This is a genomic window from Sinisalibacter aestuarii (assembly GCF_027923545.1).
GTDB lineage: Bacteria > Pseudomonadota > Alphaproteobacteria > Rhodobacterales > Rhodobacteraceae > Sinisalibacter > Sinisalibacter aestuarii.
Genome location: NZ_BROH01000016.1, coordinates 1 through 20,817, shown reverse-complemented (window position 1 = coordinate 20,817; position 20,817 = coordinate 1). Strand labels below are relative to the sequence as shown.

General features: G+C 65.1%; 23 protein-coding genes and 1 pseudogene. 15 read left to right on the top strand and 9 right to left on the bottom strand.

Annotated elements, in window-relative coordinates; translation table 11 throughout:
* The first annotated feature begins 153 nt into the window (after positions 1–153).
* From QMG28_RS19165 to QMG28_RS19155, 3 genes are read left to right on the top strand one after another with little or no spacing between them, the layout of a single operon-like run.
* Positions 154–1,146, top strand: coding sequence for a TRAP transporter substrate-binding protein (locus tag QMG28_RS19165; RefSeq protein WP_281843845.1), 993 nt, complete (start codon positions 154–156; stop codon positions 1,144–1,146).
* An 18-nt stretch (positions 1,147–1,164) separates the two neighbouring features.
* Positions 1,165–1,674 (top strand): TRAP transporter small permease, encoded by a 510-nt coding sequence (locus tag QMG28_RS19160; RefSeq protein WP_281843844.1) that lies wholly within the window; start codon positions 1,165–1,167, stop codon positions 1,672–1,674.
* The gene (locus QMG28_RS19155; protein ID WP_281843843.1) at positions 1,667–2,971 is read left to right on the top strand and encodes a TRAP transporter large permease; all 1,305 of its coding nucleotides are present in this window, start codon (positions 1,667–1,669) and stop codon (positions 2,969–2,971) included. Before QMG28_RS19160 ends, QMG28_RS19155 begins: the two co-directional genes overlap by 8 nt.
* A gap of 98 nt (positions 2,972–3,069) precedes the next feature.
* Here QMG28_RS19155 and QMG28_RS19150 read toward each other — a convergent pair whose 3' ends face one another.
* Positions 3,070–3,834, bottom strand: coding sequence for a creatininase family protein (locus tag QMG28_RS19150; RefSeq protein WP_281843842.1), 765 nt, complete (start codon positions 3,832–3,834; stop codon positions 3,070–3,072).
* A 237-nt stretch (positions 3,835–4,071) separates the two neighbouring features.
* Here QMG28_RS19150 and QMG28_RS19145 point away from each other — a divergent pair, with 237 nt between their 5' ends.
* Positions 4,072–4,476, top strand: coding sequence for a RidA family protein (locus QMG28_RS19145; protein WP_281843841.1), 405 nt, complete (start codon positions 4,072–4,074; stop codon positions 4,474–4,476).
* Between the two features lie 52 nt (positions 4,477–4,528).
* On the opposite strand, the gene QMG28_RS19140 is transcribed toward QMG28_RS19145, so the two are convergent.
* The 4 genes from QMG28_RS19140 to QMG28_RS19125 form a co-directional block, all read right to left on the bottom strand.
* On the bottom strand, positions 4,529–5,152 hold the full coding sequence (locus QMG28_RS19140; protein WP_281843840.1) for a cysteine hydrolase family protein: 624 nt from the start codon (positions 5,150–5,152) through the stop codon (positions 4,529–4,531).
* Complete coding sequence (locus QMG28_RS19135) at positions 5,152–5,697, bottom strand: 3-hydroxyanthranilate 3,4-dioxygenase (protein WP_281843839.1); 546 nt, start codon at positions 5,695–5,697, stop codon at positions 5,152–5,154. Before QMG28_RS19135 ends, QMG28_RS19140 begins: the two co-directional genes overlap by 1 nt.
* Positions 5,698–6,044: 347 nt before the next feature.
* On the bottom strand, positions 6,045–7,415 hold the full coding sequence (locus tag QMG28_RS19130) for an ATP-binding protein (protein WP_281843838.1): 1,371 nt from the start codon (positions 7,413–7,415) through the stop codon (positions 6,045–6,047).
* Positions 7,412–8,071 carry a response regulator transcription factor gene (locus QMG28_RS19125; RefSeq protein WP_281843837.1) on the bottom strand — a complete coding sequence of 220 codons (660 nt, stop codon included), beginning with the start codon at positions 8,069–8,071 and terminating at the stop codon, positions 7,412–7,414. The genes QMG28_RS19130 and QMG28_RS19125 overlap by 4 nt, the downstream gene beginning before the upstream one ends.
* A 143-nt stretch (positions 8,072–8,214) precedes the next feature.
* On the opposite strand from QMG28_RS19125, the gene QMG28_RS19120 reads away from it, so the two are divergent.
* The 7 genes from QMG28_RS19120 to QMG28_RS19090 all read left to right on the top strand — a co-directional run bounded on the left by QMG28_RS19120 (position 8,215) and on the right by QMG28_RS19090 (position 14,200).
* Positions 8,215–8,532 (top strand): PepSY domain-containing protein, encoded by a 318-nt coding sequence (locus QMG28_RS19120; RefSeq protein WP_281843836.1) that lies wholly within the window; start codon positions 8,215–8,217, stop codon positions 8,530–8,532.
* Positions 8,525–9,196, top strand: a complete 672-nt coding sequence (locus QMG28_RS19115) for a cytochrome b/b6 domain-containing protein (protein WP_281843835.1) — start codon at positions 8,525–8,527, stop codon at positions 9,194–9,196. Before QMG28_RS19120 ends, QMG28_RS19115 begins: the two co-directional genes overlap by 8 nt.
* A gap of 163 nt (positions 9,197–9,359) precedes the next feature.
* On the top strand, positions 9,360–9,914 hold the full coding sequence (locus QMG28_RS19110) for a hypothetical protein (RefSeq protein WP_281843834.1): 555 nt from the start codon (positions 9,360–9,362) through the stop codon (positions 9,912–9,914).
* Positions 9,915–10,132: 218 nt separating this feature from the next.
* A complete protein-coding gene (locus QMG28_RS19105) occupies positions 10,133–10,510 on the top strand; it encodes a PepSY domain-containing protein (RefSeq protein WP_281843833.1) in 378 nt (125 codons plus the stop codon).
* 38 nt (positions 10,511–10,548) lie between these two features.
* Positions 10,549–11,019 carry a DUF2271 domain-containing protein gene (locus QMG28_RS19100; RefSeq protein ID WP_281843832.1) on the top strand — a complete coding sequence of 157 codons (471 nt, stop codon included), beginning with the start codon at positions 10,549–10,551 and terminating at the stop codon, positions 11,017–11,019.
* 12 nt (positions 11,020–11,031) lie between these two features.
* Positions 11,032–13,239 (top strand): PepSY domain-containing protein, encoded by a 2,208-nt coding sequence (locus QMG28_RS19095; RefSeq protein WP_281843831.1) that lies wholly within the window; start codon positions 11,032–11,034, stop codon positions 13,237–13,239.
* Complete coding sequence (locus QMG28_RS19090; protein ID WP_281843830.1) at positions 13,220–14,200, top strand: FAD:protein FMN transferase; 981 nt, start codon at positions 13,220–13,222, stop codon at positions 14,198–14,200. The genes QMG28_RS19095 and QMG28_RS19090 overlap by 20 nt, the downstream gene beginning before the upstream one ends.
* Positions 14,201–14,823: 623 nt before the next feature.
* On the opposite strand, the gene QMG28_RS19085 is transcribed toward QMG28_RS19090, so the two are convergent.
* From QMG28_RS19085 to QMG28_RS21005, 4 genes and pseudogenes are all read right to left on the bottom strand, one after another.
* Positions 14,824–15,492, bottom strand: a complete 669-nt coding sequence (locus tag QMG28_RS19085) for a CPBP family intramembrane glutamic endopeptidase (protein WP_281843829.1) — start codon at positions 15,490–15,492, stop codon at positions 14,824–14,826.
* A 201-nt stretch (positions 15,493–15,693) separates the two neighbouring features.
* Positions 15,694–16,557, bottom strand: a complete 864-nt coding sequence (locus QMG28_RS19080; RefSeq protein WP_281843828.1) for an aldo/keto reductase — start codon at positions 16,555–16,557, stop codon at positions 15,694–15,696.
* Positions 16,558–16,738: 181 nt separating this feature from the next.
* Positions 16,739–16,858 (bottom strand): hypothetical protein, encoded by a 120-nt coding sequence (locus QMG28_RS21010; protein ID WP_353545367.1) that lies wholly within the window; start codon positions 16,856–16,858, stop codon positions 16,739–16,741.
* 119 nt (positions 16,859–16,977) lie between these two features.
* Positions 16,978–17,094, bottom strand: a pseudogene (locus tag QMG28_RS21005) (cyclophilin-like fold protein); the annotation flags it as partial.
* Between the two features lie 451 nt (positions 17,095–17,545).
* Between QMG28_RS21005 and QMG28_RS19070 the strand changes: the two are divergent.
* The 4 genes from QMG28_RS19070 (at position 17,546) to QMG28_RS19055 (ending at position 20,377) form a co-directional block, all read left to right on the top strand.
* A complete protein-coding gene (locus QMG28_RS19070) occupies positions 17,546–18,442 on the top strand; it encodes a LysR family transcriptional regulator (RefSeq protein WP_281843826.1) in 897 nt (298 codons plus the stop codon).
* A 107-nt stretch (positions 18,443–18,549) separates the two neighbouring features.
* Positions 18,550–19,302, top strand: coding sequence for a carboxymuconolactone decarboxylase family protein (locus QMG28_RS19065; RefSeq protein WP_281843825.1), 753 nt, complete (start codon positions 18,550–18,552; stop codon positions 19,300–19,302).
* A gap of 13 nt (positions 19,303–19,315) precedes the next feature.
* Positions 19,316–19,954 (top strand): NADPH-dependent F420 reductase, encoded by a 639-nt coding sequence (locus tag QMG28_RS19060; protein WP_281843824.1) that lies wholly within the window; start codon positions 19,316–19,318, stop codon positions 19,952–19,954.
* Positions 19,955–19,981: 27 nt separating this feature from the next.
* A complete protein-coding gene (locus QMG28_RS19055; RefSeq protein WP_281843823.1) occupies positions 19,982–20,377 on the top strand; it encodes a (R)-mandelonitrile lyase in 396 nt (131 codons plus the stop codon).
* Positions 20,378–20,817: the final 440 nt, after the last annotated feature.

The following is a 20,817-nucleotide window of genomic DNA, read 5'->3' as shown; positions in this document are numbered from 1 at the left end:
GTTTCTCCTCAACGACCGGGCGACCGCGATCGGCGGAGCGATGCGACCCGCACATCTCCGCAGGTTCGCGCGCCTGAATCCGACGATGTCACACACCCACTTGGGTGCCCAGCAACGAATGAGAAAAACGGCATCAGCCAGGGAGATACCAGAATGACATTCATGAAAAAATTGCTTGCGCCGGTGGCCTTCGCGGTCCTCGGCGCTTCGGCGGCACAGGCGGAAGAGCTGAAGCTCGCCGATTTCCTGCCCGCGACCCATCCGTTCCAAGAAAAGGTCTGGGCGGTCTTCGCCAATGACGTGGCCGAGCGCACCAATGGCGAGGTGACGATCCGGGTCTATCCCGGCGGCGAACTTGGGCCGGGTCCCGTCGAGCAATATAACCGCGTTGTCGACGGGCTGGCCGAGCTGGCCTATGCCCTGCCCGGCTACACCGCCTCGAACTTTCCCAAGCTGCTGCTGACCGAACTGCCCGGCGTCATCACCGAGGAAACTGGCACCAAGGCCGTGCTCGACAATATCGACATGCTCGACGAGGAATTCCGCCGCGCGCAACTCATCGGGTATTGGTCAAATGGTGCTAACCTTCTGTTTACGGCGGAAAAACCAGTCCGCTCGCTGGAAGACATCAAGGGGCTGAAACTGCGCGTTCCGTCGCGCAATGCCGGCCTGATGGTCGAGAGCTGGGGCGCGACGCCGGTGTCGATGCCGGTGTCGGAAATCTACAACTCGATGCAAACCGGCGTGATCGACGGCGCGATGATCGACGGCACGGCAACCTTCGTGTTCAAACTGGCCGAAGTGACCAAATATATCACCACCGGCATGGACAGCTCGATCTCGTCCTTCTTCCTGATCATGAACAAGGATGCCTTCGCGGATCTGACCGAGGAACAGCAGCAGGCCATGCTCGATGCCGGCCGGGATCTGTCATTCCTCGCCAATGCGCAGCAATTGTCGGACGTGGAAAAAGGGCTTGAAATGTTCGGCAACACCGAAGGCAAAGAGCTGATCGAACTGTCGCCCGAGGCGGTGGCCGAGTTCAACGCCGCCTCCGCCCCGGTGCTCGACGCCGCCATCGCAGACGCTGAATCCCAGGGCATCGACGCCCGCGGCTTCATCGACGCGCTCGCCGCGTCGAAGTGATCGCGCGCGTGAAACCCCGTGAAGCCTGAATCCTCTCTTGCCCGGTCGCGTTATCTCGGCCGGGCATCGAAAGCCCTCGCGGCACTCTCGGCGGTGGCGCTCGTCGTGATGATGAGCATCACCTTCGTCGGGGTGGTGATGCGCTATGCCTTCAACGCCCCGATCCTCGGTGTGAACGAGATCGTTCAGCTGATGTCGGTGTCGATGGTCATGCTCGCCCTGCCCTACGCCACCCAGACCGACGCGCATGTGCGCATCGACGTGCTCGACGGAAAGATCGGCCGTTATGGCCGGCTGTTTGGCGATATCCTCGCGCGGTTGGTGGGCGGCTACGTGCTGATCGTGCTGGTCACGCGGGCCTGGCGGCGGCTCGCGGACGCCTTTGAATACGGGGACGCCACCAACATGCTGCGGCTCTCGCTGTGGCCGTTCTACGGGCTGATCGTGCTTGGAATATGCCTCGTCATCCTGATCTTTGCCCTTCAAATCATTGATCTTTTGCGGCGGGGACGCAGCTATGATGACTGATACGCTCGTCGGCATCCTCGCCATTGGCGCGATGTTCTTCTTCATGATCCTGCGCACGCCGGTCGGGCTGGCGATGCTGATCGTGGGGTTCTTCGGCACCTGGATCCTGAGCGGTTACCGCTCGGCGGGGGCGCTGCTGATCTCTGAAACCTATTCGGCCACGTCGAACTACGCGCTGACCGTGATGCCGCTCTTCATCCTGATGGGCAATCTCTCCTCCGCCGCCGGGTTCAGCCGCCGGCTCTACGAGGCGGCCTTTGCCTGGGTGGGCTGGCTGCGCGGCGGGCTGGCCTCGGCCTCGGTGATCGGCTGCGCCGCCTTCGCCGCGGTCAGCGGCTCGTCGGTCGCCACGGCGGTAACAATCGGCCGGGTGGCGCTGCCGGAGATGAAACGCTTTGGCTACAGCGACAGTCTGTCGACCGGCGCCATCGCGGCGGGCGGCACGTTGGGCTTTCTGATCCCGCCCTCCACCGGCTTCGTGATCTACGCCATTCTCACCGAAGAAAGCATCGGGCGGCTGTTCATGGCGGGCATCCTGCCCGGCCTGCTGCTGACCGGGCTGTTCCTCAGCACCATCGCCATCATCGTCACGCTGAAACCCGGCCAAGGGCCGAAAGGCAGCCTGCCCGACAGCGCCAACCGCCTCACCGCGCTGCTGCGGGCCGCACCGCTGCTGGCCGTGATCGTGATTTCCATCGGCGGCATCTATCTGGGCGTGTTCACTCCGGTCGAGGCCGCGGGCGTGGGGGCGGTGCTGGTGGCGGGCATGGCCTTTGCCGGGCGGCTCATCACGCTGCGGGAGTTTGGCGAGACGCTGATGCAAACGGTGCGCACCGCCGCGATGCTTTACCTGATCATCATCGGGGCCAATGTGCTCAACCCGTTCCTCGCGCTTACCCACATCCCTTCGACGCTGGGCGAGTCGCTGATGGGGGCGGGCCTCGGCCCCTATGGCGCGCTGGCGCTGGTGGTGGTCGCCTATCTGTTCCTCGGCATGTTCATGGACGGGCTGGCAATGCTGGTGGTGACGGTGCCCATCGTGTTCCCGCTGCTCACCGGCATGGGGTTCGACCCGATCTGGCTGGGCGTCATCATCGTGATCCTGATCGAGATGGGCATGATCACCCCGCCGGTCGGGCTGAACGTGTTCGTCGTCAAAAGCGTGGCGGCGGACGTGCCGATCATGAGCATCTTCAAGGGCGTGTTCCCGTTCTGGATCGCCATGCTCATCTGTCTGATCCTGCTGGTGGCCTTCCCGAGCATCGTGCTGCTGCTGCCCAACTCGATGTTCGGCTGATCCCCGTCAGCGCTGCATTCAAAGGCCCGGCCCTTGCGGACCGGGCCTTTTCGCCTGAGTGGTGGCTTAGGCGGTCCGATGTGGCGGACGGTGCGGCGTCAGTAGCTCATATTCCAGAATGCGTCGTTGCGCAGGAAGGCCGACAGGCTTTCGGCGGCGGCGTCGAGCAGCCTTTCGCCCTTCCCGGCGCTGGCGCGGGTCGGGTTGCCGAGCGTGCCGGTGACAGTGCTGCGCGCGGCGAAACTGCGCCAGCGCAGAACGGCGGGGCCGGCGATATCGGCCACCGTCGGATTATCCGGCCCGATCGCCTGGCCGAACTTGTCGCGGTCGACGAGCCCTTCGGCCAGCGCCAGCATCATCGAGGTTTCGCCCTCGCAGGCATGGCCGATCGTGTCCTGATCTTCGAGGATCGCGGCGAACCTTTCGGCGGCATGTTCCCAGTAGCTCGTCGTGGCGATGGCGATATCGAGGGTCGAGCCGATCTCGTTGGTGATCGCACCAAGGGCGGCGATATTGCCGCCGTGGCCGTTGAGCAGCAGCACCTTGCCAAAGCCCTGGCGGACGATGGAGCGGCAGATCGAGCGCAGCACCGCGTGCAGCGTGTCAAGATCGAGGGTGATGGTGCCGCCAAGGCTCATATGCATCTCGGCCAGCCCGCTCCAGACCGCCGGCGTCACCAGCACTGGCCGGTGGGGATCGGTCAGAACAGCGGTGCGCCGGGCGATCTCGGAGGTCAGAACGATATCGACCCCGGTCGGCAGGTGGGGTCCGTGATGCTCCAGCGAGGCGACCGGCACCACAACGATGGTCTCATCCTTGGGAAGGCCGGAAATCTCATCCGCCTTCAGATCGGCCCACTGCATAGAACTTTCCTCCCGAATCAACCCTTTAAGCTTATCCGATGGCGCGGCGGATCAGCTTATGCGTTTCCTGAATGCTGCCTCTTAGACTGGTTATAAGACGCCACCACACTGGGCATAACAGGCCGAAAAGGAGGGGAAACCACCGCTGAAAACATCGAAATCCATTTAAGAAATCGAAATTCTGGCTATACTTTCACCCAACAAAACCCCAGCGATATCCGAGGAGCCCGACCGTCCATGCCCAAGCAGATCATCCAGTCCAGTTCCGCCCCGGTCACGGGCTTCACCGACAAATCCAATCCCTCGCCGCTGGCGCAGGCGATCCGGGCGGGCGATTTCGTCTACGTTTCCGGCCAGGGCCCGCTCGACCCCGAAACGCGCGACGTTGTCGAGGGCGACATCACCGTTCAGACCCGCCGCACGCTTGAAAACCTGCGCGCGGTGCTCGACGCGGCAGGCGCGAGCTTTGCCCATGTGGTCAACATGCGTGTCTGCCTGCGCGACACCGCCGATTTTCCCGCCTTCAACGAAACCTTCCGCGAGGTGATGGCGGGCGAAAAGGTCACACGCACCTGCATCGGCGCCACCCCCCATCGCAAGGGCGTGAATGTCGAGATCGACTGCGTCGCCTATCTCGGCTGACGCCCCGGCACAGTATACCCCGGAGCGGCGGCGGTCCGGGGCGGCGCAATGGTCACCCGCCCTGCCCCCGCATCGCCGCGATGATCTGCACACTGTCGGCGACCATGCCGAAATTGGTGCGGACAGTCGCGACGGTTCCGGCATGACCGGCGGCGTTGTTGCTGCCGACGCAGTCTTCGGCCAGCACGATGTAATAGCCTGCGAAAAACCCGTCGCGCAGCGTGGAATCGACACAGACATTGGTGGCGACCCCGGTCACCACCAGCGTTTTCACGCCCATCTCCTTCAGCAGCGCGTCAAGCCCGGTGTTCCAGAACCCGCTGAAGCTGTGCTTGGTGACCACTGTATCGCCTGGCTCCGGGGCGATGCGGTAGAAATCGGCCCCCCATGCCCCTTCGAGGCAACAGCCCTCGGCCCCGCGTTTGACCTGCTGCGCCTCGCTCAGAAAGCGAAAATCGTAATGCGAGCGCAGCCAGACGATCCCTGCCCCGGCGGCACGGGCGTCTGCTACCAGCGCGCCGATCCTGTCGACGACAGGCGCGGCAAAGCTCACGTCATAGCCGCGCTCACGGCTGAGAAACCCGGCCTCGTCGCAGAAGTCGTTCTGAATGTCGATCACCAGGAGCGCCGTGTGCGCCGGCGCGACCTGGGCGGCAAGCGTGGTCAAACCCGCCATTACGATCCGCTGATCTTCGGCTGGTTCATTTCGATCACCGGCATCACGTTGCCGCAGGATTTGCAGGTGCGGATCTCTTCCGAGGCGTTCATCTGCTCATAGGCGCGCGAAACGGGGTCAACCTTGTAGTCGTCAACCGTGTGGGTGACGGTGTGCAGAAGCTCGTCGCAGGCGGGGCAATACCAGTTGAACTGGTCGACCTCGCCGGGCTTGCGGGAGCGCTCGATCACCAGCTGGAACGAATCCGGCCCGAAACGCGGCGAGTGCGGCACCATGGCGGGCTGATAGAGGCAGGAACCTTCCGGCACCACGGCAACCTCTTCCTTGCCCTCCGGCGTGCGGTAATGCAGGTGCAGATCCCCGATCAGCGAATACTGAATCTCATAGCTCGGGTTCACATGAAACTCGCTGCGATATTCGCGGCCCCGCGCCACGAAAGCGAGGGAGTCGTCGTTCAGCCACAATTGCTTGGTGCGGCGGGCCGACGATCTGAGTTCGTCAACGATGGCCTGCAGATCGAGATTGGGCATTTCCGGCATTTTCATCATGGCGCTGGCCTTTCGATATTGGATCAATACGGTTGGCCAGATCCTAGGAACCTGAACAGGTGCTGTCTTATGCTCAAAACGATTAGCCGGAAGTATTTTGGTAATAATTTGGAAATGCAAAGACCTGAGCCGGAGGTGGCTGGATCATTCAGATGGCCTGGCATCGACCGCGCCGCTGCCTATGGCCCGGCAATACCACCGCGTCACCGCCCTCCGGAAAGATGCCTCACACGAAGCCCCGACAACCTCGCCCGCGGATCCTGAAAGTTCGATCGGCTCGGGTTGGCGGCGGGTCGCTTCGCAGCCGTCGAGGGACCCTCGGCGGCCTGCTTTCCGGCTTTGTTTCACGATCTTTTTTCAGCGATCAACGGGTATGGCCCAACGGCACCCTCTGTCGGCAACATCACCGACGCCTGAAAGCCGGCCGTAGCGCCCGGGCGCGGCGAGGTCAGAACAAGCGGGCTGCCGATCCGGTCGGCGATGGCGGCGACAATGGCAAGGCCCAGCCCGCTGCCATCGCTGCTTGCATCTGCCCGCTCGAACCGGGCCGTCAGACGGTCCAGAACATCGCGCGGCACGACGGGCCCATCGTTTGCGACGATCAGCTGCCCGCCGGCGGTCAGCGTCACGTCGACGGGGGCGCTCTCCGATCCATGCCGCAGACCGTTCTCCACGAGGTTGCGGCACAGGATCGCGAAGGCATCGGGATCGAGATCCGACATGACCGGCGTCTCCGGCAGCGTCAGCACGATACGCCCCGGTGCGTGCGCATGTCCGATATCCTCCACCATAACCCGCGCAACGGCCCGCAGGTCTGCGCTTCTGTCGAGGCGTAGCCGGCCGCCCTCTGCCCTGGCAAGTTGCATAAGACGCTCCGAGAGCCGCGTCAGCCGCTTGAGCGTGGCCTCGATCTCGGCGGCACGCGCTTCGACGGCAGGGTCTCGCGATTCCGACCGGAGCCGCTGCGCCTGGGCAATGGCGCCCGCGAGCGGCGTGCGCAGTTCGTGTGCGGCATTCGCGGCAAAGCTGCGCTCGGCCTCGAATGCCTCTCGCAACCTGGCCAACAGACTGTTCAGGGCTTCGGCCAGCGGACCGATCTCCGCCGGCAGATCGTCAGCCGGAACTTCCGACAAGTCGTGGGCGCCGCGCGATTCCAACCTTGCGCGGTAGCGGCGCAAGGGCACGAGGCTGAACCGGACGGCCAGAATGATCGCTGCCAGTGCGATCGGCAGCACGATCAGCAGCGGAAGGCCAAGACCCATCTGGATTTCCCGCGCCACCGCCGCCCGATGGGCCAGCGGTTCGGCAACCGTGATCCGGATCGTCCCCTGAAGCGCCGCATCGCTGTACAGGCGATGGGTCGCGGTCTGCCGGAATCCCGGCCCGTCATAAGCCGGGAAGACCTCCGGATCCGCCGCATGGGATTGCAGGAGAATCCGCCCCTCGGCATCGCGCACGACATAGGTGAAAAACTCGTCATGCTCGCGGATCGGCGCGAGCCGCTGGGTGATCCCCTCATCCTCGCGCCCGACGATATCGGTCACGGCGAGCGGCAGAATGCGCTCCGCGGTCTCGCGCAGGGCGCTGTCGAAGACCTCGTCCATCTCGCCCCGAAGGATCACCGCTGTGCCCGTCGCGGCCAGGAACCACAGGATCGTCAGCGCGAGCCCGACCGAAAGACCGAGCCTTGCCTGAAGGCTGCGGGGCAGCCTCATGGCTTGCCCAGCCTGTAGCCCAGGCCCCGCTCGGTCTCGATAACCGCGGAGCCGAGCTTCTTGCGCAGGCGGCTGACATGAACTTCGATCGTGTTGCTCTCCACCTCGGCGTCAAAGGCGTAGAGCTTGTCTTCCAGTTGCGCCTTCGACAAGAGCTGGCCGGGGCGCGCAAGGAAGGCTTCGAACAGGGCCCATTCGCGGGCCGTCAGCTGGACGGGCCTGCCATCTCGGCGCACACTGCGTGCCGCAAGGTCGATCTCAAGCGGCCCATGGGTGACGATGGGGTTCGGGTTTCCGCTATAACGCCGGGCGACCGAGCCGATCCGCGCGGAAAGCTCGGCCAGATCGAAGGGCTTGACCAGGTAGTCGTCGGCGCCGGCATTCAGCCCCTCGATCCGGTCCGACACCTGATCGAGCGCGGTCAGGATGATGACGGGCGTCACCTCGCCCCGCGCGCGCAAGCGCTTCAGGAACCCGATGCCGCGCCCGTCGGGCAGCATGAGATCGAGCAGGATCAGATCGTAGGACGCGCCATGCAGGGCGTCGCCCGCGGCATCGAGGCGCGTGACCCAGTCGACCGACTGGCCATCGGCCGCGATCTGGTCGCGCACGGCGGCGCCCAGAACCGTGTCGTCCTCGATCAGCAGGATGCGCATGGTCGCCTCTCTTTTCCCCGATGACCCTCCATGACCCGTTTGGCTGACGCGAAGCTGAAGCGGGGCCGCATGCCCCTTCAGGCTGCTGTCAGCTTCGGCGCGCATGAAGTGCATCAAGATGGCCGCAGCGAGGAGTTTGGCCCATGAAGAAGACATTGACAATTCTCGGCTTTCTCGCGGTCTTTCCGGCCAGCGCCGCCCTGGCGGACGATGACTGCTTCGTGCCGATGGCCGATTGGCAGCCGCGCGATGCCGTCGCCCGGCTTGCCGAGGAGAACGGCTGGTCGGTGCGCCGCATCAAGATCGACGACGGATGCTACGAGATCAAAGGCTACGATTCCGATGGGCGTCAGATCGAGGTCACCATCCATCCCGCCACGCTTCAGGTGATCGAGTTTGAATATGAGGACGATGATGACGATCGCCCGCGCCGGGATCGCGACGGAGACGACAATGACTGACACCGCCACGCACAAGCCGCCGCAGACGGAGATTGAGACGTCCGGCAAGGTTCGGGTCTGGGATCCGCTGGTGCGGGTGTTTCACTGGAGCCTTGTCGCCGCTTTCGCGACGGCCTGGCTCACCGCCGACGAAGTGCAGCCGCTGCACGAGATCGCGGGCTATACGGTGGCCGGCCTCATTGCATTTCGGCTGATCTGGGGCTTTGTCGGCGGACGATATGCGCGTTTCGCCCAGTTTCTCAAGGGCCCTGGCGCTACGCTCGCCTATCTCCGCGACATGGCCGGGCGAAGCGAACAGCGCCATCTCGGCCACAATCCAGCGGGCGCCGCGATGATCCTGGCGCTGCTCATTACCCTGTCGGGCACCGCCTTCACCGGCTGGCTCATTGCAGAGCCGGACCGCGTGGCGATGTTGCCGGACGCAACCTGGATCGTGCCCCCTGCCCGGGCCGACGGCGACCGGGACGCGCACGAATACGGCGCGCGGGACGAGATTGACGGTCCGCTGAAAGAGGTCCACGAGACGCTGGCAAACCTGATGTTGCTGCTTGCGGCGCTGCATGTCGGTGGCGTCGTGCTGGCATCCGTCCGGCATCGCGAGAACCTCGCGCGTGCCATGGTTACCGGCCACAAACGCACCCCGGGACCAGATGACATCTGCTGACTCGCACAGGCTACAGGGCCGACCGTCCCTTCGATCCCACCTGGCCCCGCACTTCAGCGCAGGGCCTTTTCCTGACGGCAAGCTGAACCGTAAACCGCACTCCCGTCAGGCAAACATCAGGCATGACCCTCACATTGAATTCATCAAGTAAGAGGAGGCTAAGATGCAAAAGATTCTGATCGTCGCTGCGGCCCTGTCGCCCCTTGTCATCCCTGCCGAGGCGGCACCCTACGAAACCCCCTACGCCCTGAGCGCAGTTCACGCGGATTTCCAGGCACAGCTCGAGAAAATCACTACAAGGCCCGGTGAGATTGGCGCCGCCGCCCGCGCAGCCGCCGAACTCATGGCACTGCAAAACGCCGCGCAAGAACGGCTGGTCCTGCCGTTGCTTGGCTGGGTCGGTGTTGTGCCAACAAGCCGGATGGTGGACTTACCCGACCGGATGCGCATCGAGGCGGAACTGTCGCAGCTCTACGACGGTGACGTAAACCTCGTGACTGCTTTGGTCGAGCTTTATGCAGTGGCGGACGAGAACGGGGACGCCGAAACAACGCGCCTGGCAGAGACAATGATCTGGCACCAGACCAGCGATATCGACGTGCTCTACCCGTCGGCACTGCTCGTCGACATGGCCGCGCGGGCGCACCCTTCATCTGCTCATCCGGCGACCGTCACGATCCCGCCGGACCCGCTTATGAAGCCTAGCTCACGCCAATGACGGGTATCGGTGATCCGCACAAACCTGGCTTTGACAACTGAGGCCCGGCAACAGGTGGTCAGATGGCTCTCTCCCACCCAAAAGAAGCTTCGAAGGCCGGCTGCTTCAGCCGGCCTTTTCCCTTCCTGACGGCAAGCTGAAGGGGGAATCGCCGCGCCGTCAGGAAACCCTCAGGTCGGCGCTCCAGACAGGTCTCAGCAGACAAAAGGAGACCTGTCATGAGAAAGACCCTCACCGCATTCGCACTCGCGGCACTTCTGCCCGCAGGCGCGGCCCTTGCCGATGACGACGATTGCTACGCGCCCCGCGGCCAGTGGCAGCCGCGCGAGGCCGCGATGCAGGTGGCCGAGCAGAACGGCTGGAATGTGCGCCACGTCGGGATCGACGATGGCTGCTACGAGATCAAGGGACGTGACAGCAAAGGCCGCGAGATCGAGGTAAAACTCGACCCGATGACGCTGGCAATCGTCGAGATGGATTACGAGGACGACGACCGCCGCCGCGGTGCCCGCAATCCCGCGCCCGCCGGCACCGTCGCGCCGCCGCGGAACGGCCTCTTCGGCAACACCACCCCGCCGCAGGTCCAGGTGAACTGAGCTTCGCCGCAGCAATTCCCCGAACAAGGATCCCCCCAATGAAATCGCTCCTCGCAACGCTCGCGGTGACCACCGCGCTGACGCTTCCCGGCCTGGCCATGGCCCGGCCGGTGACCCTCACCACCACCCTGAACAATTACGGCGGCGACGGCGCCTATCTGGCGCTCTACGTCACCGACGCCTCGGGTGCCTATGTCGGCAGCCTCTGGATGGCGGGCGGCAAATCCAAATACTACGAGCATCTGAGCGACTGGTATCGCGCGACAGGCGGCGATACCGCACAGGTGAACGGCATCACCGGCGCGAGCGTCGGCGCGGGTCGGACGCTGGAGATCACCCTTGACCTCGCCGATGCACTCTTCGATGCGGGCTATACGCTTCACATCGACGCCGCCGTCGAAGACATGCGCGACAGCCCCAACGAAGTAAGCGCTCCGCTGACGACGGACGGCGCCGGCACGCCTGTGAACGGGCGCCGCTACGTCGCCAGCTTCACCTACGACATGTGAGGAAACAGGGCCATGATCCGTGCATTCCATCGCTGGCCGGGTCTTCTGGCCCTCGCGCTCGTCACAATCCTCGCCCTGAGCGGCGCGGCGCTCTCGGTCTTTCCCGCGGCCGAGCGGATCGCTGCGCCGCAAGCCGAGGCCGGCCTGACGGTCGGCGCTCTGGCTGAGCGTATCCGGGCGATCTATCCGGGCGTCGAGCAGATCCGCCGGTCACCTTCGGGCCGGATCACCGCCTACTGGTTCGATCAGGGCGCGCCCGGAGCCGCCGTGATCGAGCCCGCCACGGGCCGGGGCGTGGCATCGGCCGACCCCAACCAGGCCGAGCGGTGGCTCACCAATTTGCACCGCTCGCTGTTTCTTGGCGATGGCGGCCGCATCGCGATGGCCGCCGGGGCGGCGGCGATGCTGGTCCTGGCGCTGTCGGGCGCGGCGCTGGTCGCGCGGCGGGCGGGCGGCTGGCGGCACTGGTTCGCGCCCCTGCGCGGGCCGCTCGCAGGGCGCCTTCATGTCGAAATCGCGCGGATCGCGGTGTTCGGCCTTGTCCTCTCGGCCAGCACGGCCCTCTGGATGACGGCCTCCACCTTCGATCTGCTTCCCGACGGCAGCGTCACGCCGGCCGCCCCCGCCGAAGTGAGCGGCAAGACGGGGGCCGCGCTGAACGAGATAGCCGCTCTGCGGCAAACGCCTGTCGCCGCGCTGCGCGAGCTGAGCTTTCCCTATCCGGGCGATGTCACCGATGTCTTCACGTTGAAGACCGCTCAGGGCACCGGGTATCTCGATCAGGGCACCGGCGCGCTTTTGAGCTGGGCCGATCTGACCGGGTGGGAGCGCATCTCGGAAACCATCTACATGCTGCATACCGGGCAAGGCGCCGCGGCGCTGGGGCTGTTGCTGGGGCTCGTAGCGCTCGGCGTGCCGGCAATGAGCATGACCGGCACCCTGATCTGGTTCGCCGGGCGGCGCGGGCGGCCCCGCATCCGGGGCAATCAGCCTGCCGGACGTGCCGAAACGATCCTGCTCGTCGGCAGCGAAGGCGGCAGCACATGGGGCTTCGCCGCCACGCTCCACGCCGCTCTGACCGAGGCGGGCCAGAGCGTGCATGTCTCACCGATGTCAGCCTTCGCGCCACATCGCTACACCCGCGCCGGGCAGATCATCGTGCTGGCCGCGACCTATGGCGACGGCGCGGCGCCTGCTTCGGCGAAAGGCTTTCTCGCCCGGCTGGGCGCAACCGACTACGCGCCCGATGCGCCGCTTGCCGTGCTCGGCTTCGGCGACCGCAGTTTTCCGGCCTATTGCGGGTTCGCAAAGGCAGTCGCTGACGCAGCCGAGGCGAAGGGCTGGCCGCAACTTCTGCCGCTCGACACGATCGACCGCCAATCGCCGCAAGACTTCGCGCGCTGGGGCCGCGCGCTCGGCGAGGTGCTGGGGATCGACCTCGAACTGACCCATCAGCCGGTTCTTCCCAGAACCGAGACGCTGACCCTCGTCTCCCGCCGGGACTACGGCGCCGAGGTGCAGGCGCCGACCGCGATCCTGCGCTTCGCGCTGCCGCGTACCACGCTCTGGCGGCGGCTGGCCGGGACGGGCTTCGCGCGCTTCGACGCGGGCGACCTGATCGGTATTCTGCCCGAAGGCAGCCCGGTGCCGCGCTTTTACTCGCTCGCCTCCGCGCGCCGCGACGGTTTCATCGAGATCGTGGTAAAGAAGCACCCCGGCGGCCTCTGCTCGGGGCAACTGACGGCACTGGAACCCGGCGACGCCGTGACCGCCTTTCGGCGCCGTAACCCGGGGTTCCGCCCCGGTCGTGGCCGCGCGCCCTTGATCCTGATCGGCGCCGGAACCGGGATCGGGCCGCTCGCAGGCTTCGTGCGCGCCAATGCCCGGCACCGCCCCATCCACCTCTTCTTCGGCATGCGGCATCCCGACAGCGACTACCTCTACGGCGAGGAGATGCCCGACTGGCAGGAGGAAGGCCGTCTGGCCCGTCTGGTCACCGCCGTCTCGCGCGGGGCCCGGCCCCACTACGTGCAGGACGCGCTGCGCGGTGACACCGCCGCGCTCGCCCGGCTCATCCGGGACGGCGCCCGCGTGATGGTCTGCGGCGGACGCGACATGGCCGCCGGCGTGACCGACGCTCTGGCCGAGATCCTCGCGCCGACAGGGCTTACGCCCGCACTTCTGAAAGCGGAGGGGCGGTATGTCGAAGATGTCTACTAAGACCCTGCGCCTTGCCCTGAGCGGCCCGACCATGGGTACCCGCTGGTCGGCGCTGCTCTTCGCGGAGCCCGGCTTTAACCCCGATCCGCTCCGCGCGGCGCTGCAGGCGGCGGTGAACGAGGTCGACGCGCAAATGTCCACCTGGACACCCGACAGCGACCTGATGCGCCTCAACGCGGCGGCGGTGGGCGAATGGGTGGCGGCTCCCGGACATCTCAGGGAGGTTCTGCGCCTCGGCGTCGAGGTCGGCCGCGCCTCGGGCGGAGCCTTCGATATCGGCATGGGCGACGCGGTAACCGCCTGGGGCTTCGGGCCGGAGGCCGCCAGTTCGGCGCGAATCCGGGCCGCGATGACCTCGCCGCGCGCCCCGGCGCATGAGGTGCTGGAGATCGGGGAGCGCCGCGTTCGCAAGTCCGCCCCCCTTGCGCTCGACCTGAACGGGATCGCCAAAGGTTATGGCGCCGACCGGCTGGCCGAAACCCTGCGCGACCACGGCATCGCCGATGCCCTCGTCGGGATCGACGGCGAGATGCGGGCGCTCGGATTGCGGCCCGATGGCACGGCATGGATCATTGCCGTCGAGGCGCCCGACCCCGCGCGCCGCGCGCCCCGGTCCATCCTCGCGCTGCAGGATGCCGCCGTGGCGACATCGGGCGACTACCGCCACTGGGTCGAGGTGCAGGGGCGGCGCCTGTCACACACCATGGACCCGATCCGCGGCGCACCCCTGATCGGCTCTCCCGCGTCGGTCACCGTCGTGACCCGGACCTGCGCCGAGGCCGATGCCTGGGCGACCGCGCTGATGGTGCTCGGCCCCGAAAAGGGGGCCGCCCTCGCACGCAGACGCGGGCTCGACGCCCTGTTCCTGCTCCGCGATCCGACGGGCGGCGTGAGCGAGGTGGGCGTTGGGCCGTTGTTCTCCGGGGAACCTGCGGCAACCGCGTCAGCCAAAACCGGCTGAGGCGCAGCGAGATCGGAACGGACCGTCTCGCGACAACCATTCCGCGCAGGGCCGCTGGCCATCTCGTGCCAGTGTCTTCTGTTGCCACCCCGTTCATTGTGGGTTTTTGACTGGATGGAATAATGCAATCTATTTTCCAAACAACGCAATAACACCCAGGCAGCGCTGCGGAACGCTTGGATACTTTGTAAACGAGACCCGTGATCAAAAACCTGCCGATGCTCCACATGCCACCGATCTTGATCGCCACTCGTATAGCGAGCGCGCTGCCAACTCCGTCATTGTCACGCCGTCGAACACGGATGCCTCGATCGTCGCCAGTGCCGCATCCAGAATTGCACTCCGTATGACGCGTTTTTTTCTTCGTCCAAGCGCACACTTTTCTGTTTTTCGCCAGCGCCATACGAGAAGCTCCCTTACTCCCCGCGATCACCCCTTGGTAGATGACCACAGGCCCCAAAAAACTGACCATAAGTTATGGTCAGATCGTCCCGGCCAGGAAGCAACGTCTGGATCAGGGGCAAGCCCATGGGGCCAGCCAAGGCAAAGCACGCAGCACCGGGCGGGATCTGACGCCAACCGAACACCCGTTGTCCCGGGTGGTTTTGTCGACCGCGGTTGGCTCAGAACGGGCGCACGACATTGCCGGAGTAGAAGAACACCCCCATCCCGATGGTGAACAGGATATTGCCCGCAACCGCATGTAGCGCCAGGGCCAGCGGGAAAGACCCCCGCACTTCGTAGGCCCAGGCGAAGACCAGACCGCCGCCAAAGGTCATCGCCGCGACGATCCAGTTCCAGTAGAGCAGATGCGCAAGCGAGAAGAGCGCCGCGTTCAGCGCCAGCCCGGCGCGTGCCGGCGGCAGGATCGGTTCGTAGCGGCGGAAGAACAGCGGGCGAAACACCACCTCCTGCGGCAGGGCCGACAGGATCGGGTAGAGCAGCATGATCGCGAGCCATAGCCACGGGCTGACCTGAAAGATCCCGAGAAACGCTTCGGGCAGGACCGTCATCAACACGGCCCATGAGAGGAGCGCGGTGACCAGAGCGAAGGCAATGACCGTCCGCCAGTCGCCCTGCTGCCAGCCGCGTTTCAGATCGCGCCAGCGAAAGCCCGGCGTGAGGTGCAACAGGATCGCCCCGACCAGGGTCGAGGCGAACAGCACCGGAAACATCGCGGTGGGCGGCAGGAACAACGCCATTGCGACCGGGGTGAGCAGGAAGAGCACGAGGAATTCGGCCCAGAGGCGCAGATGCCGATGGTCCGGGTTGTGCGTGGCGTCTACCTGCATCCGTGTTCTCCATGTCAATGCCCGCCCGTGCTTTTCGGGCTGGGGGCAGAGCGCCTGTATCACACTCGAAGCCATCATCGAAACCGGCGCCGGGGCTGCGATTGGATGTGCCGCCAGCGCGTGTAAAACGGGCAACGCAGGATTCGCTTCCCACGTTGCCGGGGGTTTGCCGCGCGGGCCCGGTTGGCCCGGCACGCCTTCCTAGATCTTGCCGCCGTAGACCGGGAAAAAGCTGGCCTCGCCGTAATCCTTGATCGTCTCGACGTTTTTCAACGCCTCCATGTCAGCCTTGGAGATGTCGAAATCGACCTCCGCATTCGCGCGCATATGGTTCGGGTTCGCGGTTTTCGGCAGTGGCAGCAGGCCCAGTTGCAGCACGTAGCGGATGGCGAGCTGCGGGATGCTGACGCCGTATTTCTCCGCCATCGCGCCGATCTCGGCGTTCTTGAGGATCTCGCCATGCCCGACCGGCGAATAGGCTTCGACCAGAATGCCTTTGCTCTGGCAATACTCGATCAAAGCTGTCGGGGTGTTGCTGACATGGGCGAGGATCTGGTTCACCATCGGCTTCACCTTCGCGTTGTCGAGCAGGTTGTCGATGTCGGTTTTCTCGAAGTTCGACACGCCGATCGCGCGGATCTTGCCGGCTTCATAGGCGTCCTCGAGCGCTTTCCACGCCGCAAGGTTGCCTTGGAAGTAGCGGTCGTCACCCCGGAAATCCTGCCAGGGCTGCGGGCTGTGGATGATCATCAGGTCGATATAGTCGAGCCCCAGCGCCTTCAGCGAACCCTCTATGGCCGCTTTCGCGCCGTCATAGTCCTTGAACGAGGCGTCGAGCTTGGTGGTCACGAACAGCTCTTCGCGCGCCACGCCACTGTCGCGGACGCCTTCGCCCACGCCGCGCTCGTTGCGATAGGCCTGCGCGGTGTCGAAGTGGCGGTAACCCAGCGCGACGGAAGTTTTGACCGCGTCGGCGACCACGTCGTCTTTGATCATCCAGGTGCCCAGCGCGAGTTTCGGGATCTCGACGCCGTTGGACAGGGTGTAATTCTCTTGCAGGATCATGTGTCGTTCCTTTCGTTGCGGGCCGGTCATTTCCGGTGCGTCTGGTGGATATGTGGCCTTGCAACCCCGCCGAGACAATCGGGCGAAACCTGAACCCACTCATGAGCGCAGAGCATTAATCCGGCGCCGCACAGATTGGACAAACCGGCCCTGGTTTGCCGTGTGCGGTGCTGTGCGCCAATCAATCGGCGCGTTCGATCCGCACCGGGAAATCTCCGTCCTTCAGGAGCGCATCTATCGGGCCATCGAAGGCGCCGAGGCGCACCAGACCGGCGGAGGCCGGGAAGGGCTTGTAGAAGATCGCCAGATTGCCCCAGGGCGCGTAGAGCGTGATATCGCCGGGTTGGGGGCGGCATAGCTGGCGGGCGCGTCTGTGGTGTCGAGCCTGCGCGGCAGATCGGCGATTTTCTCGGTTGCATGATAATCGCTGAGCGTCAGCTCCAGCGGCAGGAGCGCGGCGAAATCGCGCCCTGCAGTGGTGTCGTCGAGCGTGGCGGGCAGATGCACGCCGTCGACGATGACGACGATTTCAGTCATGGCGGCCTCCTTCGGTGTGTCCGCTCCGGCGAGTGCAGGAAATGCGAGGAAGACGGCGAGCGCGGGACCTGTGATTCTTCTGATCATGACGCCCTCCTTTGCACGTCGCCCATCTTACCCGGTCCATCGGTGAAAATGAGCGCCGCGCGACCAGACGTCAATGCGGTGCACATGATCCACTCGGGCCTTCGTCATGCCGATGACGTAGCAGAAGCGCGCTTCGCAGGTCACCTCCTTGCGGCGGGCTTCTCCAAGCTGGTCCGGCAACGGCAGCGCCGAACCTCCTGCAAAGATCGCCCCGGCACTGCGCGATGATAATGCCCGCTGTTCTCAACCCAGTCATGACCAGCAATCATTGATTGATTTGCCAAGCCTTCGGATCCGTGATCTGCTCGGGGGAGTGGCCCGGTGCATGGTCCACATGCGCCGAGGAAAAGGTGCGGGGAATGCCATGTTGCGCGAGAACATCAACGACCTGATCGCCTTCCAGGCCGTCGCCGAGGAACGCAGTTTCACCCGCGCCGCGGCAAGGCTGAACGTGTCGCAATCCGCACTCAGCCATACCATCAAGGCGCTGGAACAGCGGCTTGGCCGCCGGCTCCTGATCCGAACCACCCGCTCGGTCGCGCCCACCATCGAGGGCGAGGATCTGCTGGCCACCATCGCGCCCTGTTTCGACCGGATCGAAGCAAGGCTGGAGGCGTTCAACGAGGACCGGGGCGAGCCGATCGGCACGGTGCGCATCGCCGCGGTGGAATACGCGATCGAAAGCCTGCTCTGGCCGAAGCTCTCGCCGATGCTGAAACAGCATCCCAAGGTGAATGTCGAATTCGTCATGGATTACGGCTACACCGATCTGGCCGAGGCGCAATGCGATGCCGGCGTGCGCTACAACGATCAGGTGAGCGAGGGGATGATCGCCATGCGGATCGGCCCGGACGAACGCATGGTCTGCGTCGGGGCGCCTGCGTATTTCGAGCGGGCCGGCACGCCGGAGACGCCGCAGGATCTGAGCGCACATAGCTGCATCAACCTGCGCCTCTCGAACCATGGTGCGCTCTATGCCTGGGAGTTCGAGGACAAGGACGGCCACGATATCCGCGTCAAGGTCGGTGGGCAGGTCACGTTCAACACGATCAACCCGGTGATGCAGGCGGCGGTGGACGGGCACGGGCTGGCGCTGGTTCCCGAGCGTCTGGTCGCGGCGCACCTTGCCACTGGCGCGCTGGAAGTCTGCCTTGGCGATTACTCGCCCTATTTCCCCGGGTTCTACCTCTACTACCCCAGCCGCGAGCGGCCCTCGGCGGCGTTCGACATTGTGCTTGAGGCCCTGCGCGAGCGTGGCTGATTGATGAAGCTGCCTCATGATTGGCTTGCGGGGCGCGCGCATTAACCTGCCGGGCGACGGGGTCCATATCTGGAAGCACAGCCAACCCCCCGAACGGAGGCCCCGTCATGAAGACCCCCATCGTCGCATCGGCATTTGCCCTCATGTCCACCGCCGCGCTGGCGCAGGACACGATCCCCGAAAGCCTCGGCCGGGTCGCTCCCGCGCTTCAGGCCTACACCACCGACGACCTCTATGGCCGCGTCTGGCAGGGCGACGAACTGTCCGCGCGCGACCGCGCCCTTGTCACCTTCGCGGCCCTGATGACGCGGCATGAAACCGAGGCGCTTTCCGCCCATATCGCGCTGGCGCTCGATGCCGGCGTGACGGCGGCCGAGATTTCCGAGACGATCACGCATCTGGCGTTCTACTCCGGCTGGGGCAATGCCATGGCCGCCGCCGAGGCCGCCGCGCCGGTCTTCGATGCACGCGGCGTAGAGGTTGCGGATCTGCCCGCTGTCGACGTCGAGCTTCTGCCGCTCAACGAACAGGCCGAAGACATGCGCGAACAGATGGTGCGTGGCAATTTCGGCGAGGTGAGCATCGGCGTGGTCGACAATACCCGCGATCTGCTGTTCCGCGATCTCTGGCTCCGGCCCGGCCTGGCCCCGCGCGACCGCAGCCTTGTCACCGTCGCCGCCCTCGTCGCCGCCGGCCAGCCCGACCAGATGAGCTTCCACCTCGCCCGCGCCATGGACAACGGGTTGACGCAGGAAGAGGCAAGCGGTGTGCTTTCGCATCTCGCCTTCTACACCGGCTGGCCGAAGGTGTTTTCGGCCCTGCCGATTGCCAAGCAGGTGTTCGAGCAACGCGCCGAGTAGCACGGAGCACGCCATGAAGATCGCCATTCTCGGATCGGGCTTAATGGGGGCGAAGCTGGGCACGCTCTGGGGCCAATGCGGCCACGACGTGACCTTCGCCTATTCCCGCAGCCCCGCGAAGCTGGAACGCCTTGCGCGGGAGTCCGGCGGGGCGCATGGCACCGTCGCCGAGGCGGTGGCGGGGGCCGGGGCCATTCTGCTCGCGGTGCATTGGTCACGCATCGAAGACGTGCTTGCGCAGGCGGGCGATATGGCGGGGCAGGTGGTGATCAATTGCTGCGTGCCGCTCGACGAGAGCAACACGGATATCGTCGTCGGCATGACGACCTCGGGTGCCGAGGAGCTCGCCCGGATGCGCCCCCGGGCGCGCTGGGTGGCAACGCTCAATACCAGCCCGTCGGAGAGCTTCGCGCCGGTGTTCGCCCGCAAACATCTCGATCCATCGCCGCATCTGCTGATCTATGGCGATGACCCGGAAGCCAAGGAAATCGCCGGCGATCTTGTCCGCGAGATCGGCTTCGAGCCGCTGGAGGCGGGCGGCCTGCGCACGGCCCGCTTCGTCGAGCCTTTCGCCATGGTCACCGCCGAACTGGCCTATAACCAGCCGGGCGGGGCGGCCCTGACCTACCGTTTCGACAAACTGCGCGACTGAACACGCGCCAAGCCAAGGAGATATCCCATGAAAATCACCCGCTCCGGCACTATCCCCTCCATGCCCGGCCCGGCAGACTGGTTCACCGGCACGGTCCGCGTCGATCCGATGTTCCAGTCCGAACCGCCCGCGACCGTCGCCGGCAGTCACGTCACCTTCGAGCCCGGCGCGCGCACGGCCTGGCACACGCATCCGGCGGGCCAGACGCTGATCATCACCTTCGGCCGTGGCCGGGTGCAGCGCGAAGGCGGGCCGGTCGAGGAGGTTTCGGCGGGCGACGTGGTCTGGTTCCCGGCTGGTGAGAAACACTGGCATGGCGCTTCGCCCAAGACCGTGATGAGCCACATCGCCATTCAGGAAGCGGTCGACGGTGTGGCAGTCGATTGGTTGGAGAAGGTCTCGGACGAAGATTATCAGGGCTGAGGGCATGGCTGGCTTTAACCGGTCCGGGCACCATCGCCCGGACTGGGGCGGTGCAGGCTACAGAACCGCATCGCGGCTCACGCTGGACGTGGCCAGTGCACAAACCGGAGGACGCTCCCGACGAGTGGAGGAAAGTGGCGTCTCAGGTCAAAGCCTGATCATCGGCAAAGGCGACGAGACCGCCCTGCCCGCTTCAAGCTAAAGCGTTTCGGCTTGAACCTGACTCGCGGGGGATTCCCTTGAGGCATCGGATGTGATTCATCCTTGTTGGGAGGATGGATCATGTCAGCCCCTTTGCCATCGGCACTCAGGACGCGATTTCAGAGATACATTGAAGAAGGGTTAAGCGGGCGCGCGGCAGCGTTGCGTTTGCAGCTTTCGCCCGCGACGGGCGCACGTTGGGCGCGCCAGGTGAGGACGATGGGCCATGCGGAACCAGC

What these genes read in the sequence shown, in the direction of transcription:
- QMG28_RS19165 (WP_281843845.1), top strand. Translation starts at nt 154, where the DNA reads ATGACATTCATGAAAAAATTGCTTGCGCCGGTGGCCTTCGCGGTCCTC.
- QMG28_RS19155 (WP_281843843.1), top strand. Translation starts at nt 1,667, where the DNA reads ATGACTGATACGCTCGTCGGCATCCTCGCCATTGGCGCGATGTTCTTC.
- QMG28_RS19150 (WP_281843842.1), bottom strand. Translation starts at nt 3,834, where the DNA reads ATGCAGTGGGCCGATCTGAAGGCGGATGAGATTTCCGGCCTTCCCAAG.
- QMG28_RS19145 (WP_281843841.1), top strand. Translation starts at nt 4,072, where the DNA reads ATGCCCAAGCAGATCATCCAGTCCAGTTCCGCCCCGGTCACGGGCTTC.
- QMG28_RS19140 (WP_281843840.1), bottom strand. Translation starts at nt 5,152, where the DNA reads ATGGCGGGTTTGACCACGCTTGCCGCCCAGGTCGCGCCGGCGCACACG.
- QMG28_RS19135 (WP_281843839.1), bottom strand. Translation starts at nt 5,697, where the DNA reads ATGAAAATGCCGGAAATGCCCAATCTCGATCTGCAGGCCATCGTTGAC.
- QMG28_RS19130 (WP_281843838.1), bottom strand. Translation starts at nt 7,415, where the DNA reads ATGAGGCTGCCCCGCAGCCTTCAGGCAAGGCTCGGTCTTTCGGTCGGG.
- QMG28_RS19125 (WP_281843837.1), bottom strand. Translation starts at nt 8,071, where the DNA reads ATGCGCATCCTGCTGATCGAGGACGACACGGTTCTGGGCGCCGCCGTG.
- QMG28_RS19120 (WP_281843836.1), top strand. Translation starts at nt 8,215, where the DNA reads ATGAAGAAGACATTGACAATTCTCGGCTTTCTCGCGGTCTTTCCGGCC.
- QMG28_RS19115 (WP_281843835.1), top strand. Translation starts at nt 8,525, where the DNA reads ATGACTGACACCGCCACGCACAAGCCGCCGCAGACGGAGATTGAGACG.
- QMG28_RS19110 (WP_281843834.1), top strand. Translation starts at nt 9,360, where the DNA reads ATGCAAAAGATTCTGATCGTCGCTGCGGCCCTGTCGCCCCTTGTCATC.
- QMG28_RS19105 (WP_281843833.1), top strand. Translation starts at nt 10,133, where the DNA reads ATGAGAAAGACCCTCACCGCATTCGCACTCGCGGCACTTCTGCCCGCA.
- QMG28_RS19100 (WP_281843832.1), top strand. Translation starts at nt 10,549, where the DNA reads ATGAAATCGCTCCTCGCAACGCTCGCGGTGACCACCGCGCTGACGCTT.
- QMG28_RS19095 (WP_281843831.1), top strand. Translation starts at nt 11,032, where the DNA reads ATGATCCGTGCATTCCATCGCTGGCCGGGTCTTCTGGCCCTCGCGCTC.
- QMG28_RS19090 (WP_281843830.1), top strand. Translation starts at nt 13,220, where the DNA reads ATGTCGAAGATGTCTACTAAGACCCTGCGCCTTGCCCTGAGCGGCCCG.
- QMG28_RS19085 (WP_281843829.1), bottom strand. Translation starts at nt 15,492, where the DNA reads ATGCAGGTAGACGCCACGCACAACCCGGACCATCGGCATCTGCGCCTC.
- QMG28_RS19080 (WP_281843828.1), bottom strand. Translation starts at nt 16,557, where the DNA reads ATGATCCTGCAAGAGAATTACACCCTGTCCAACGGCGTCGAGATCCCG.
- QMG28_RS19070 (WP_281843826.1), top strand. Translation starts at nt 17,546, where the DNA reads ATGTTGCGCGAGAACATCAACGACCTGATCGCCTTCCAGGCCGTCGCC.
- QMG28_RS19065 (WP_281843825.1), top strand. Translation starts at nt 18,550, where the DNA reads ATGAAGACCCCCATCGTCGCATCGGCATTTGCCCTCATGTCCACCGCC.
- QMG28_RS19060 (WP_281843824.1), top strand. Translation starts at nt 19,316, where the DNA reads ATGAAGATCGCCATTCTCGGATCGGGCTTAATGGGGGCGAAGCTGGGC.
- QMG28_RS19055 (WP_281843823.1), top strand. Translation starts at nt 19,982, where the DNA reads ATGAAAATCACCCGCTCCGGCACTATCCCCTCCATGCCCGGCCCGGCA.